We start from the raw sequence: 14,147 nt of genomic DNA on the forward strand, positions 1-14,147 counted from the left end.
CCAGCGCGGTGGCGGCCCAGCGGTGCGCCGCAGCGGTGGCGGCCGGGTCCTGGGCGGCGATGCCCTCCCGCACCAGCGCGTGAACGGCGCGCCGCCCCCGCGACCAGGCGAGCAGCCCGGCCGACGCGAGCGCGTCGAGGTGCCGGGGCACGGCCGCGGGCGGCACGCCGGCCACCTCCGCGAGCAGGTCCACGTCCAGGTCCCCGTCGAAGCCCGCGTCCGGGTGCCTGCCAGGCCCCGCATCCCTGCCAGGCCCCGCATCCCTGCCAGGCCCCGCATCCCTGTCCGGGCCCGCGTCCGCGTTCGGGTCCCTGTCCGGAGTGCGGGCCGCGGCGGGGTCCGCGATCGGGGTCGCGGCCGGGGACGCGTTCAGGTCGTCGCCGAGGACCGCGGCCGCCCGCGCCGTCCTCCGTACGGCGGGATCGAGACCGGCGAGCATGCCGAGAACCAGGACGGGCAGGTCGGCCGGGACCGTCCCGCCGCCCGCCCACCGGCCGGCCTCCGCACGGCCGTCCGTATCTCCACGGTTCCCGAGCGGGCCGTCCGGGGCGCCATGGCTCGTTTTCATGGCCCGGGCGACGGCGGACACGAGCAGCGGGGAGCCGCCGGTCCGCTCGTGCACGCTCCCGGCGGCGGCGTAGCCGCCGGGCAGTCCGGACAGCAGCCGGGCGACCTCCGCCCGGGTGAGCGGCGGCAGGACCAGAGTCCGCGCGGCGCGGGCGCCCGCGACCTCCGCGACGACGGCGTCGAGCGGCGGCCCGCCGGCGCGGTGCGTCGCGACCACGAGCAGGTGCGAGCCGGCGGCCTCCACGGCGACGTGGCGGAGCATCGCCAGCGAGGTCTCGTCCGCGTCGTGGACGTCCTCGACGACCACGACGAGCCCTCCCGCGTTCCCGGCCGCCCGGATCAGGTCGTCCGTCAGCGACGCGATACGGAGGAACCGCGCCCCCGCCTCCCCGCCGCCCTCGGCGTCCCCGTCCGCCGCCGCGCCCCTCGCGACGCCGGTCGTGGCGGTCGCCGGCAGGCGGGCCAGCGCGCGCAGCCAGGGCCACAGGGGCGGCGCCCCGTCCTCGGCGACGCAGTGGCCCCAGACGACCGGGCGCACGCCCCAGAGCGCCTCCTCCACCAGCCGGGACTTGCCGATCCCGGCCGGTCCCGACACGAGGACGACCCCGCCACGCCCGGCCCGGGCCTGCGCCGCGGCGTGCCGCAGGAGCGCGATCTCCGCCTCCCGTCCGACGAAGGCGTCCCGTGCGCCGTCCATCGGTCCAGTGTGGCAGCGAGGGCTCGGCGGCGGACCTCAGTGCTGCCCCTGATGTGCGGCCGCCCCCGCGAGGCGACGCTGGACCCCTGACGAACGGGAGGACGCCATGGAGACGCACGAGTACGCGAGGTACGACGCCGCCGGGCTGCGCGACCTCATCCGCGCGGGCGAGGTCACGGCCGCCGAGGTGGAGACGGCGGCGAGGGCGGCCCTGGAGTGGGCCGACGCGCGCCTCAACGGGCTGGCCATGCCGGTGTTCGACCGGGCGCTCGACCACGCGGACGACGGCCCGCTGTCCGGGGTGCCGTTCCTCATCAAGGACCACGGCCCGGTGGCCGAGGGCGTGCCGTTCACGATCGGCAGCCGCGCCCTGCGCGGGGTGGTCGCCCGGCACGACACCGACGTGATGAAGAGGTTCAGGGCCGCCGGCCTCGCGGTGCTCGGCGTGACGACCGTGCCCGAGATGGCGGTCGACTTCGCCACGGAGTCCGAGAGGTACGGCGTCACCCGCAACCCCTGGGACACCGGCCTCGGGGCGGGCGGGTCGAGCGGCGGCGCGGCGGCGCTGGTGGCCGCGGGGGCCGTCCCCGTGGCGCACGCGAGCGACGGGGCGGGGTCGATCCGGATCCCGGCGTCCTGCTGCGGGCTGGTCGGGCTCAAGCCGAGCCGGGGCCGCGTCACGAGCGGGCCCGACATGGGCGAGCCCATGTTCGGCATGGCCTACGAGTTCGCCCTGACCCGGACCGTCCGCGACGCCGCCCTGATGCTCGACGCGGTCGAGGGGCCGGGTGTGGGCGACAAGTACACGGCGCCGCCGCCGCTCCGCCCGTACGCGTCGGAGCCGGGAGCGGACCCCGGTGCGCTGCGGGTGGCCGTGACGACCGGCTCCTGGTCGGGCGGCGGCGTGGACCCCGAGGTGGCCGCCGCGGCGGTCGCGGCCGGGGCGGTGCTGGAGGGGATGGGCCACCGCGTCGAGGCGGGCGGGCCCGCGGTCGACTGGGACGACGTGCTGCGGGCCATGCTGGCCCAGGCGGTCGCGGTGGCCTCCACCATGCTGCTCGCCCCGAGGAAGCCCGACCCGGCGTCGCTGGAGGGCCGGACCCGGCGGCTGCTCCAGGAGGCCCGGGAGGCGAGCGCGCTCGACCTGATCGAGGGCTTCCACGCGCAGAACCGGGTCTCCCGGGCCATGGGCGCCTTCTTCACCGGGTGCGACCTGCTCGTGACACCCACCCTGGCTCGGCTGCCGGCGCCGCACGGGACGCTCATCCATGGAGAGGAGCCGGCCGTCGAGGAGCGGCTGCGCGCGATCTTCGACTTCGCGCCGTTCACGATGCCGTTCAACGTGGCGGGGCAGCCGGCGATCAGCCTGCCGCTGGGCTGGAGCGCGGGAGGACTGCCGATCGGCGTCCAGCTCGTGGCGCCGTACGGGCGGGAGGACCTGCTCCTCCGGGTCGCCGCGCGGCTGGAGGAGGCGCTGCCGTGGCGTGACAGGACTCCGGCGGTCTCGCTCGCGGCGGGCGGACGGCACCCTGAGGACGCCGAACGATCCCTTAGATAACGGCCAGGACGGCTGGACGGTTCAGTCTGGCCGATTCCCGTCGTCCCGGACATCCTCTGTGCCAATGTTCGTGTGTGCATCTGGTGGACACGACGCGGGATGGGCGGATGAGGCTGGAGGCCGTTTTCTTCGACGTCGGCGAGACGCTGGTGGACGAGACGCGGGAGTACGGCACCTGGGCCGACTGGCTGGGCGTGCCGCGCCACACCTTCTCCGCCGTGTTCGGGGCGGTGATCGCCCAGGGCGGCGACTACCGGGAGACCTTCGAGCGCTTCCGCCCCGGCTTCGACCTCCATCTCGAGCGCGAGCGGCGGGCCCGGCGCGGCCAGGCCGAGACCTTCGGCGAGGAGAACCTGTACCCGGACGCGCGGCCGTGCCTGGCCGAGCTGGCCGCCATGGGGGTGCGCCTCGGGCTGGCCGGCAACCAGACGGCCCGGGCCGAGCGGATCCTGCGCTCGCTCGGCCTGCCGGTCGACGTCATCGGCACGTCGGACGGCTGGGGCGTGGAGAAGCCCGACCGCGCCTTCTTCCGGCGGGTCGTCGCGGAGGCCGGCTGCGCCCCGGGGGCGGTGCTCTACGTGGGCGACCGCCTCGACAACGACATCCGGCCCGCTCAGGAGGCCGGGCTGCGCACGGCCCTCGTCCGGCGCGGGCCCTGGGGGCACATCCTCCGGGACGACGCGGCGGCCCAGCGGTGCCTGTTCCGGATCGACTCGCTCGGCGAGCTTCCCGCGCTCGTCCGCAAGCACAACGGCGACTGAGGGTCCGCCCGCCTCCCACCTGTAGGCGACAGGCGTCCCGCCCGCCTCCCGCCTGCGAGCGATGAGGGGTCCCGCCCGTCTCCCGGGACAGGAGACGGGCGGGGCGCGGACCGGGTCAGGCGCCCGCGGCCCGGAGGGCGGCGGACAGGTCGTTGACGCGGGCGTCCCGCGTCGCGACCGGGGCGAGGTGCAGGCCCCGCTCGATCGTGGCGAGGATCGACGTGGTGTCGTACACCGTGTGGTCGACGCCGGAGTGCGGCAGCGACCGGCTCAGGACGATCGCCGGGATGCGGGTGCCGGGGCCGAACTGGTCGTGCACCCCCCACGTCGGGCTGCCCCTGCCGGGCGGCGGGACGTGGTCCCACTGGCCGCCGAACTCGTCGTACGTCACCACGACCAGCGTGTCCTTCGCCTGCGGGCCGTTCTCGATCGTCGTGATCAGGTCGACCAGGTGGTCGCTGCCCTCGGCCTCGCTGGCGTAGCCGGGGTGCTCGTTCTCCGCGCCGTACGGCTTGACGAAGCTGACGGCCGGCAGTGTGCCCTGCCGGGCCGCGGCGACGAACTCGGTCTCGTCCTTGAGGTGGGCGCGGCCGGGCTGCCCGGGGGCGTACGCGGCGAAGTAGTTGAACGGCTGGTGGTGGTACTGGAACAGCGGGCCGGGGTGGCCGCCGGCGGCGTCGTTCCAGCCGCCGGAGTACCAGGCCCAGTCGATGCCGGCGTCGCTGAGCCGGTCGCCGATGTTGGGGTACTTCGCGTCGTCGATGAGCGGAAGCTGCGGGCCCGAGCCGAACGGCGCGCTGGCCGGCTGGATCGTGTTGACCGCGTAGTCGCCGCAGGCGACGTCCGGGTTGGCGGCGGCCCCGCAGGCCTGGGTGAGCTGGGCGTCCTTCACCGTGGTGGCGGGCTTGTAGAGCGGGTAGCCGGCGTTCGGGAAGCCGTCGGCGTCCACCACCGAGTGCAGGCTCTCCTGGGCGCCGCCGGGCCCCGCGGCCGTGTCGACGGGCGCGCGGGCCGCGATGAGGTACTGGTGGTTGAGGAAGGACCCGCCGAACGCGCCCTGGAAGAACCGGTCGGCGATGACGTACCTGGGCGCGCCGGGCCCGTGCAGGTACGTCCACAGCGGCAGCTTCCTGGTGTCGTACACGCCCATCGTCAGCCCGGCCGCGTCGCCGCCGGTGACGTAGCGGTCCTGCCTGCCGTGGTCGATCTGGTACTGCTCCTGGTAGAAGCGGTGGACGAGGTCGCGGGTGCAGCCGCCCGGCTCGGCGCCCGCGCTGTCCTTCGGCACGCCGTTCGGCGCGAAGACCCCGGGCGCGGGACAGGTCTTGTCCGTGGGCGCGATGTAGTCGTCGATCGTGAACGGCCTGTTGGCGAAGTGGCTCGCCGGGACGCCGTGCGCCGTGTCCTGGCAGGTGGACGACAGCGGGGGCGAGGTCAGGTTCACGTCGTTCTGCAGCAGGCAGGTGTACGGCGTGCCGTCCTGGGCCACCTGCTTCGCGTTGGGGGTGAAGGGACCGGACAGCCCGTCGACGCGGTGGCCCCCGACCGGGCCCCAGCCGCCCCACAGGTTGTCGAAGCTGTGGTTCTCCTCGTAGATGACCACGAGGTGGTGGTAACGGCCGACGACCGTCGTGTCGCCGTGACCGTTCCCGTGACCCGCGCCGCCGTTGGCCAGGGCGGGCGGGGCGGCGAGCAGGGCCAGCGCAAGGGCCGCCACGGCGGGCGGCAGCACTCGTGAAGATCGCACAGAACCTCCCTTGGGCAACCGGGACGTAAAGCCCCGGTCAAACCCTTCGACCCTGCACCTGCCGGGCAGGAGGGACAAGGGAGGTCATATGACTGTTGGATGACCGATACATGACACATGCCGTACGGCCGCCCGGCGCCGACGTGAAGGCCGGGCCCGCGGAGGAGTGTCGCCGGCGCCGGGGTGAAGGCCGGGCCCGCGAAGGGGTTGCCGGCGTACCGGCATCTCGCGGGCGCCGTGTCGCCGTGCCGCTTGAGGCAGCGGTGCCTAGGGGATCAGCTCGGGCCGCGCGGCGCGGCCGAGCTCGGTGAGCCGCTCGGCGAGGGTGGCCGTCGTCTCGCCCGAGGGGAGCCCGCGCAGCACCGAGGTCACGCGCTCGTGGCCCACGCCGTACCAGCTGTCCTCCAGCGCGTCGACCGCGCGGCGCAGGTGGTCGGCCGCCGCGTCCTGGTCGGCGGGGGCGTGGGCCGCGGCGAGGTCGGCGTGCAGCACCGAGCGCTGCTTGCCGCCGTTCGGGCCGAGGTGCTCCAAGGCCCGGGCCAGGCGGCGCGCCGCCTCCTCGCGGTGGCCCGCGGTGAGCGCGCTGTAGCCGGCGAAGCCGTCGAGCCGGGCCCGTTCGAAGAAGTCGAGCCAGTGGGGGTCCTCGCCGGTGCCGTCCACCATCCGGTCGGCCCTGTCGATGTGGCGCATGCACTCCTTCGGCTCGCCGCACCTGGCCGCGATCTCCGAGGCGACGCAGTGCAGCCAGGCCCTCGTGAGCGGGCCCACCCCGTGCCAGGCGTGCGCGAACGCGGCGTCGAGCAGGCCCATCGCGGCCTCCCGTTCCCCCGCGAAGCCCGGGACGAACGCGGCGTGCGCGAGGACGGCGGCGGCCAGCGGGTGGTCGCCGCACTCCTTGGTGGCCGCCAGCGCCATCTGGAAGAGCCGCGCCGCCGAGGGGGAGTCGTCCAGGTCGAAGAACGCGACCCGGCCCGACAGCAGGGCCGAGCGGGCGGCCGCCTCGGCGAGCGTCTGCCTGACCGGCCCGGCGGGTGCGCCGCGCAGCAGGGTGACGCCGAGCCGGGTGTGGGCGAGCGACGCCTCGTAGATCTCCGCGGCGGGCGCGGTCCAGTACAGCGCGGCCTGCTGGTCCACCACCCGCGCGAACGCCCGGGCCGACTCGGCGTCGACGCCCCGGCGGTCGTCGGCGGGCAGCCGCTCGCCCGAGTCGCTGAGAAGCGGAGCGAGCACGCCCACGCCGAAGAGCCCCCGCAGGAAAGTCGAGCGGTCGATGCCTTCCGTGTGGCCGGCGATCATGCTCAGCAGCCTCCGTATCTCGTCCACCACCTCCGCGACCGGCCGCATGGCCATCTCGTCGGGGGTGAGCAGTCCCAGTTCGCTCGCGGGCCTTCCGAATATGGTCACGAGATGCTTCCGGTAGCGGGGGTCCGGCCAGCGCTCGCCGGTCTCCCACCGCCGCACCGTGTTCGCGGTGAGACCGGTGTCGGTCTCGCCGGCCGAGCCCATCTCCCTGCGGATGCGCTCGCACAGCTCCTCGTAGGACCACCCGCGCTGCAGGCGCTCCCACGCGAGCTGACGATTGGGCGGGTAGCGGTGGTTGGCCGGCATGTCGCACCCCCAGCTCCGGGTGTCGCGTGACACACCGAACAGTATGAAGGTTTCCGTGATCGTATGGCTACTGGCTGTGATTGGACGTGTCCTGGCTGATACTCATGGGCCTCCGGACACGGTTTCCTGATGCCACCCCCCGCGAGAATCCGTTGGAGATGAGTGGCACATGACCACATTGGAGGACATCGCACGGGTCCACACCGGCTGGATCATCTGGAGGTCGGATGTGGGCCGCTGGTGGGCGACGCGGCGGGGGCACGTCGATCTCGAGGCGATCCGGATGGGGTGCTCCATGACCCTGGACGCCGACGACCCCGACTCCCTCGCCGCGGAGCTGGCCGCCCAGGACAGGCTCGTCATCACCGCGTCCGACGTCCGTCTCGGCACCGCCCGCTGACGGCCTCCGCACCTCGCACCCCGGCACGGGCGCGTCTCGCCCTCAGCGCCCGTGCCGGCGATCGAGCCGAGGCGGATGGGGTCAGCCCTTCTCGGCGCCCTCGTTGGCCCCGCGGACGAAGTACCGCTGGAACACCACGAAGATCACCGCGACGGGGATCGTGGCGAGCACGGCGGCCCCGAGCTTCAGCGGGTACTGCGTGCCCTTGCCGAGCGAGCCGCTGACCAGGTCGGCCAGGCCGCGCGGGAGCGTGAACAGCTCGGGGCTCTGCACCGCCACCAGCGTGTGCGGGAACTCGTTCCAGCTGCCCTGGAAGGACAGGATCGTCAGAGTGATCAGGGCGGGCCTGGCCATCGGCAGCACGACCGACCAGAACGTCCGCCACACGCCGGCGCCGTCGATGCGGGCCGCCTCCTCCACGCTGACCGGGATCGACTCGAAGAACTGCTTCATGATGAAGACGGCCGTCGCGTCGACGATCAGGGGGAGGATCAGCGCCGTGTAGCTGTCGTAGATGCCGAGCTGGTTGAGCACGAGGAACTTCGGCACGAACAGCACCACGGGGGGCACGGCCATGACCCCGAGGGTCGCCGAGAACAGCACCCGGCGCCCCCGGAACCGGATCCGGGCGAGCGCGTAGCCGGCCATCGAGCACAGCAGCACCCGCCCGAGGGTGACGACGATCGTGACCAGCAGCGAGTTGCCCAGCCAGAGCGGCATGTCGGTGCTCAGGAACACCTTCTCGTACCCGGTCAGGGAGAACGGGTGCGGGACCGGCGACAGCGGGTTGGCCGCGGCGTCGGGCTCGGTCTTGAACGAGTTCGCGATCTGGATGACGAACGGGTACAGGAAGACGAGCGCGAAGAAGATCAGGATGAAGTATCCGGCGAAGGTCGAGGCGAGCGTCCGCGAGCGGACCTCTCCGGGACGGGTCCGGTTCCCGGCGGCCATGTCACGACCTCCTCAGCCGGCGGGACCCCGCCCCGCCGTTCCTGTCCCGCATGACCCACCGCTGGATCAGCGCGAACACCACGATGATGGAGAACAGCACGAACGAGATCGCCGTCCCCGAGCCGTAGTCGAAGCTGCGGAAGGCGGTCTGGTACGACAGGTAGGCCGGGGTCAGCGTGGTCTTGGCCGGGTTGCCCTGGCTCATCACGTAGACCTGGTCGAACACCTGCCAGGTGGCGATCAGGCCGAGCGTCACGACGAGGAACATGGTCGGCTTCAGCATCGGCAGCGTGACGTACCGGAAGCGCTGCCAGCGGCCGGCCCCGTCGAGCATGCTCGCCTCCTCCAGCGTGACCGGGATGTCCTGGAGGGCGGCCAGGAATATCAACATGAACGTTCCAGACGACGTCCACACGACCAGCATGATGATCGTCGTCATGGCGACGCTCGGCCCCGACAGCCACTCCCACCAGGACAGCCCGAACGGCCCCCCGTCCGTGAGCGCCGCCGGCGGCGAGGACGGGTCGACCACGCCGAGCGCGCCCAGCAGCAGGTGGACGACCCCCCGGGAGTCGGCGAACCACTGCGGCCCGTCCAGCCCGAACAGGTTCAGCAGGCTGGTCACGGCCCCCGAGTTGGCGAAGATGAACAGGAAGACCACGCAGATCGCCACGGAGCTCGTGATCGAGGGGAAGAAGAACGCCGAGCGGAAGAACGTCCGGCCCTTCAGCAGCCTGCTGTTGACGACCAGGGCGAGGCCGAGGGCGAGCACGGTCTGCGACGGCACCACGATCAGCACGTAGTAGACGTTGTTGCGGATGCTGGTCATGAAGTCCTGGCGGGCCAGGCCCTCCTCGGTGAACAGCCGCGTGTAGTTGTCCACCCCGACGAACGGCACCCCTGAGCGGAACGGGCTGCCCTGGCCGTTCCAGTCGGTGAGGCTGACCCACAGCGCCATGAGGATGGGCAGCAGCAGGAACAGGCCCAGGATCACCACCACGGGCGCCACGAACAGCCAGCCCGCGATGTTCTCCCTCGTGGCGGCGCGGAGCCGGGAGGTCCCGGCCGGCGCTTTCCCGGCCACGTCAACTCCTTCCGGTCGGGCGCGCCCCGGCCGCCGTGAGGCGCGGCCGGGGCGCTCCTGTCTGCGTCAGTCGCCGAGTGCGGCCTGGGTGTTCTTCTGCACGCGCTCCAGCAGCGTCTTGGGCGAGGTGGAGGCGAGCTGCTGGATGCCGGTGTCGAAGTCCGCCAGGACGCTGTCCATCTTCGGCGCGTTGACCGGGCCCTGGGCGTAGTCGGCGCCGTTCACGAACGGGGCGTCGTCCGGGAACTCCTTGGTGTAGGCGTCCTTGGCCGACTGCCGGGACGGCATGACGCCGAACGCGCGGGCGAAGGCCATCTGCTGGTCCACCGTGGTCATCGCCTCGACGAAGTCGACGGCCTGCTGCTTGTACTTGCTCTTGGCGGAGATCCCCCAGCAGTTGGTGAACGAGAGCGTGCCCTTGCCCTTGGGCCCGGCGGGCAGCTCGTGCACCGAGTACTTCACGTCGGGGAAGTCGGCCTTGAGGGCGCCCTTGATCCAGTTGCCCTCGATGGTCATCGCGGCCTTGCCCTTGCCGAACGCCTCGCCGCCCCAGCCCGCGTCGAGCTGCTTGGGGAACTGCGCGAGCTTGTCCTTCAGCAGCGACTGGACGTACTGCAGCGCCGTGAGGTTCTCCGGGCTGTCGGCGGTGGCGGTCTTGCCGTCCGGGCTGGTGATCCACCCGCCGGCCTGGACCATGAACGCGCCGACCCGGTCGCGGGTGTCGCCGAACACCAGCGGCGTGACGCCCTTGTCCTTGAGCTTGCGGCTGACCGCCGTGAGCTGGTCCCACGTGGTCGGCACGTCCCCGTCGCCGAGGCCCGCCTTGCTCCACAGGTCCTGGTTGACGACCAGGGCGAGGGTGGAGAAGTCCTTCGGCACGCAGTAGAACTTGCCGTCGTAGGTGAACGTCGTGCGCAGGCTCTCGTAGAAGTCCGTGGGGTTGGAGATCTTGTCGCCGTACGGTTCCAGCGCCCCCACGCTGGCGTAGTCGGCGAAGCGGGAGGCGTCGACGTAGAACACGTCCGGCGGGTTGTTCCCGGCGAAGGCCTGGCCGAGCTGCTGGGCGAGGTCCTGCGCGGGGGTCACGGTGGCGGTCGAGCCGCTCTTCTTGGCCCAGGCGTCCGCCGCCTGCTTCACCGCGGCCGTCTCGGCGTCCCCGGACGAGCCGATGAGGATCTGCAGCTTGGCCGGCCCGCCGCTCTGCTGGGCCGGCTGCGCGCCGTTGTCGTCGAAGCCGCTGCCGCAGGCGGCGGAGGACAGCAGGGCGGCGCACGCGGCGGCGCCCAGGGCCGCGACGCGGACGGTTCGTTTCATGGGAGTCTCCCGATCTTTCTGAGGGGGTGGAGGGAACCGGCGCCGGATCAGGCCGACTGCCGTACGACCAGCGAGGGGTCGAGGAGCTCGTGGGCCGGAGGGTCGTCCGGCGCGGGGGCGGGCCCGTCGAGGAGCCGGGCGAGCAGCGCCACGCAGCCCGCCGCGGCCTCGGCCAGAGGCTGGCTGACGCTGGTCAGGCCGACCGCCTTGGCAACCGGGGTGTCGTCGAAGCCGATGACCGCGACGGGCCGGTCGGCGGAGCCGCCCGCCCGCCAGGCGAGCCCGGGGGAGCGGGCCGCGTGCAGCGCGCCGAGCGCAAGCGAGTCGCTCACGCACACCAGCGCGGTCACGCCGCTGCCGCCCGGGCCGAGCAGGTCGTGGGCGGCCGCCTCGCCGTCGGCGACGCCGTCGCTGGTCGCGCGGCTCAGCCCGCCGGGGTCGATCCCGGCCGCGGCGAGCGTGCGGGCCCAGCCCTCCCGGCGGTCGTCCCCGACCCCCGACCCCGGCGGCCAGCCGAGGAAGCCGATCCTGCGGTGGCCGGCGGCGAGCAGGTGGCGGGTCGCCGCGGCGGTCCCGGCGGCGCCGTTCACGTCGACCCACGGGTGACCGGCCCCCTCCAGGTCGCCCCACGGCCTGCCGAAGGTCACGAACGGTACCTTCCGGTCGCGCAGCCACGAGGTGCGCAGGTCGTCGTGGTGGGTGCTGGTCAGCACGAACGCGTCCGGCTCGTACGCGCCGAGCAGGTCCTCGAACGTGTCGATCTCGCTCTGGTCGCCGTCGGCCGTGTAGAGCAGCACGCGGTACCCCGACCGGGCCGCCGAGTCGGTGAGCCCGTGCAGGAACCGGTCGAGGACCGAGCCGTTGATGCCGTCCCGGTCGGGCTCGATGCGGATGGCGATCAGGCGGGACCGGCCGGTGCGCATCTGGCGGGCGGCCTGGTTGACCCGGTACCCGAGCCGCTCCACCGCCTCCAGCACCCGCTGCCGGGTCTCCTCCCGGACGACGTCGGGGGTGTTCAGGGCGTTCGAGACGGTCTGCCGGGACACGCCGGCGAGCCGGGCGACGTCAGCTATTGTCACCTTCTCGGTCATGCACGCGCCCTTCGGGGGATTGAACGTTAAAAGCGAAGTAAGGCATGATTAGATCGTTCAAGTAAAGGAAGTGTTTCGCAATCTGCACCTCCGGCGACCTTCTGTCAAGGTCACGCCGGCACGATTCGACCCAGGGGGCAATCCGTGCTCGTCGGAGCCACGTCCGAACCGGGCGGCGAGAGCGTCGCCGCATCGGCCGATCCGGGATCGGCGCGCCGTCTGCAGCCGCTCCTGCACGACCTGGTCGGCACCGTGATGGCGCCGACCAGCGCGCTGAGCGGCCCCGACGGGCAGGTCAGGCCGGCCGGGGTGCAGGGGCTGTTCCACGCGGACCGGCGGGCGCTCTCGCAGGTCGTGCTCCTGGTGGACGGCCGCGAGCCGGAGGCGCTCGGCCACGTGCACGAGGGGGCGGGCCGCACCCGGTTCGTGTCGGTCGTCCGGTGGCACGGCGACGCCATCGCCGACCCGACCGTGCGGCTCGACCGGGTCCGCGAGATCGGGGCGTACGGCATGGGCGAGCGCGTGGAGGTCGTCTCGACCGCGTCCGTCCCGGTCGCGGCGACGGTCACGCTCGACCTGGCCTGCGACTTCGCCCCGATCGAGGTGGTGAAGTCGGGCGGGACGGCCCCCGCGGCCGAGCCGGACGGATCGGGCGCCGGCGAGCTGTGGTGGAAGTCCGAGGCCGGCCGGGTCACCGTGGTCGGCGAGGCCGCCCGCGCCGAGGCGGCGCCGGGCGGGGGGCGGCTGCGGTGGGAGGTGTCGCTGCCGCCGCGCGGCCGGGCCGTCCTGCGCTGGGAGGCCGTGGTCGACGACCCGGCGGCGATCGTGGTCGCCCCGGCGGGGGCGCCGGAGTGGTCGCGGCCGGAGATGACCGCGGCCGACCGGCGGCTGACCCGGCTGCTCGGCCAGTCGCTGGAGGACCTGCGGTCGCTGCGGCTGGCGGAGGCGGACGCGCCCGAGGACACCTTCCTCGGCGCCGGCGTGCCCTGGTTTCTGACCCTCTTCGGCAGGGACAGCATCTGGGCGGCCCGGATGATGCTGCCGCTCGGCACCGGCCTCGCCGCCGGCACGCTGCGCGTGCTCGCGCGCCGTCAGGGGACGCGTGTCGACGCGGCGTCCGGGGAGGCCCCCGGCAAGATCATGCACGAGCTGCGGCGGCACGCGTTCGCCCTGGAGGCCCACAATCTGCGGCTTCCGGCCGCCTACTACGGCACGATCGACGCCACCCCGCTGTGGATCACCCTGCTGCACGACGCCTGGCGCTGGGGCATGCCCGAAGGAGAGGTCGCGGCGCTGCTGCCCGCCCTGGAGGCGGCCCTCGGCTGGCTGGACGGCCACGCCGACCCGGACGGCGACGGCTTCATCGAGTACATCGACACCTCCTCCCACGGCCTGGCCAACCAGGGCTGGAAGGACTCGGGCGACGCCGTGCGGTTCCACCACGGTGGCCAGGCCCGGCCCCCGATCGCCCTGGTCGAGGTCCAGGGCTACGCCTACCAGGCGGCCCGGCACGCCGCCGCGCTGCTCGACGCCTTCGGCCGCCCCGGAGGGTCCCGCTGGCGCGACTACGCGGAGGCGCTGGCCGCCCGGTTCCGCGAGCGGTTCTGGGTGGACGGCCCCGACGGGCCGTTCCCGGCGCTCGCCCTCGACCGCGACAAGCGCCCGGTGGACGCCCTGACCAGCAACATCGGTCACCTGCTCGGGACCGGCCTGCTGTCCGCGGAGGAGTCCGAGCGGGTCGCCGGCCTGCTGGCGGGCCCGTCGATGGCCGAGGGCTTCGGGCTCCGCACGATGTCCGCGCGCGACGCCGGGTTCAGCCCCCTGTCGTACCACTGCGGCTCGATCTGGGCTCACGACACGGCGATCGTCATGGCGGGGCTGGCGCGGGAGGGGTTCGGCGCCCAGGCGGCGGGTCTGGCCGAGGGGCTGCTCGCCGCGGGGGAGGCGTTCGGCTACCGGCTTCCTGAGCTGTACGCGGGGGACGGCGGGCTCGGCCGGCCCCTGCCGTACCCGGCGGCGTGCCGTCCCCAGGCCTGGTCGGCGGCGGCGGCCGTCACGGTGGCGCACGCGGCCCTCGGCCTCTACCCCGACGTCCCCGGCGGCCGCGTCCTGCTGCGCCCGCTGGCCGGGGCGCCGCTGGGCGCGGTCTCCGCGCGCGGGCTGCGGATCGGGGACGCCTCCGTGGACGTGGCCGTCGACTCGGCAGGCCGGCCCACCGTGTCGGGCCTGCCCGCCGGCATGGCTCTCGACATCGCCTGACCGGGCGGCCGCGCCGGTCCTACGATGTCCGGATGTCCCCCCGCCTCCCCGCCGTCCTGCTGATCTGGGTCGCCGTCCTGGCCGCCGCGGGGTGCGCCGGGAGCGCTGCC

Annotated in this window: 11 protein-coding genes; 4 read left to right on the forward strand and 7 right to left on the reverse strand. The window is 73.8% G+C overall.

What is annotated here, in order from left to right; genetic code table 11:
• On the reverse strand, nt 1–1,264 hold a 1,264-nt coding region (locus MPTA5024_RS42880; RefSeq protein ID WP_036331484.1), incomplete at its 3' end, for an ATP-binding protein.
• A gap of 106 nt (nt 1,265–1,370) precedes the next feature.
• Between MPTA5024_RS42880 and MPTA5024_RS32410 the strand changes: the two genes are divergently transcribed.
• Nucleotides 1,371–2,822 carry an amidase gene (locus tag MPTA5024_RS32410; RefSeq protein WP_036331486.1) on the forward strand — a complete coding sequence of 484 codons (1,452 nt, stop codon included), beginning with the start codon at nt 1,371–1,373 and terminating at the stop codon, nt 2,820–2,822.
• Between the two features lie 107 nt (nt 2,823–2,929).
• Complete coding sequence (locus MPTA5024_RS32415; RefSeq protein ID WP_036331488.1) at nt 2,930–3,583, forward strand: HAD family hydrolase; 654 nt, start codon at nt 2,930–2,932, stop codon at nt 3,581–3,583.
• Between the two features lie 115 nt (nt 3,584–3,698).
• On the opposite strand, the gene MPTA5024_RS32420 is transcribed toward MPTA5024_RS32415, so the two are convergent.
• Together MPTA5024_RS32420 and MPTA5024_RS32425 are read right to left on the reverse strand one after the other, a co-directional pair.
• Nucleotides 3,699–5,330: an alkaline phosphatase family protein gene (locus MPTA5024_RS32420; RefSeq protein WP_036331489.1), complete on the reverse strand. Its 1,632-nt coding sequence runs from the start codon at nt 5,328–5,330 to the stop codon at nt 3,699–3,701.
• A 267-nt stretch (nt 5,331–5,597) separates the two neighbouring features.
• Nucleotides 5,598–6,971 (reverse strand): helix-turn-helix domain-containing protein, encoded by a 1,374-nt coding sequence (locus MPTA5024_RS32425; protein ID WP_157099849.1) that lies wholly within the window; start codon nt 6,969–6,971, stop codon nt 5,598–5,600.
• A 136-nt stretch (nt 6,972–7,107) separates the two neighbouring features.
• On the opposite strand from MPTA5024_RS32425, the gene MPTA5024_RS32430 reads away from it, so the two are divergent.
• Complete coding sequence (locus MPTA5024_RS32430) at nt 7,108–7,338, forward strand: hypothetical protein (RefSeq protein ID WP_036331491.1); 231 nt, start codon at nt 7,108–7,110, stop codon at nt 7,336–7,338.
• A gap of 81 nt (nt 7,339–7,419) precedes the next feature.
• Here MPTA5024_RS32430 and MPTA5024_RS32435 read toward each other — a convergent pair whose 3' ends face one another.
• From MPTA5024_RS32435 to MPTA5024_RS32450, 4 genes are all read right to left on the reverse strand, one after another.
• Complete coding sequence (locus MPTA5024_RS32435) at nt 7,420–8,289, reverse strand: carbohydrate ABC transporter permease (RefSeq protein ID WP_036331492.1); 870 nt, start codon at nt 8,287–8,289, stop codon at nt 7,420–7,422.
• Nucleotide 8,290: 1 nt separating this feature from the next.
• Entirely contained in the window at nt 8,291–9,373 is a 1,083-nt protein-coding gene (locus MPTA5024_RS32440; protein WP_036331493.1) for a carbohydrate ABC transporter permease, read from the reverse strand.
• A gap of 66 nt (nt 9,374–9,439) precedes the next feature.
• The gene (locus MPTA5024_RS32445) at nt 9,440–10,687 is read right to left on the reverse strand and encodes a sugar ABC transporter substrate-binding protein (protein WP_036331494.1); all 1,248 of its coding nucleotides are present in this window, start codon (nt 10,685–10,687) and stop codon (nt 9,440–9,442) included.
• Nucleotides 10,688–10,734: 47 nt separating this feature from the next.
• Nucleotides 10,735–11,778, reverse strand: coding sequence for a LacI family DNA-binding transcriptional regulator (locus tag MPTA5024_RS32450; RefSeq protein ID WP_036331495.1), 1,044 nt, complete (start codon nt 11,776–11,778; stop codon nt 10,735–10,737).
• Between the two features lie 144 nt (nt 11,779–11,922).
• On the opposite strand from MPTA5024_RS32450, the gene MPTA5024_RS32455 reads away from it, so the two are divergent.
• Nucleotides 11,923–14,037 (forward strand): amylo-alpha-1,6-glucosidase, encoded by a 2,115-nt coding sequence (locus tag MPTA5024_RS32455; protein ID WP_051458933.1) that lies wholly within the window; start codon nt 11,923–11,925, stop codon nt 14,035–14,037.
• Nucleotides 14,038–14,147: the final 110 nt, after the last annotated feature.

Source organism: Microbispora sp. ATCC PTA-5024, from assembly GCF_000511135.2.
Lineage (GTDB): Bacteria > Actinomycetota > Actinomycetes > Streptosporangiales > Streptosporangiaceae > Microbispora > Microbispora corallina.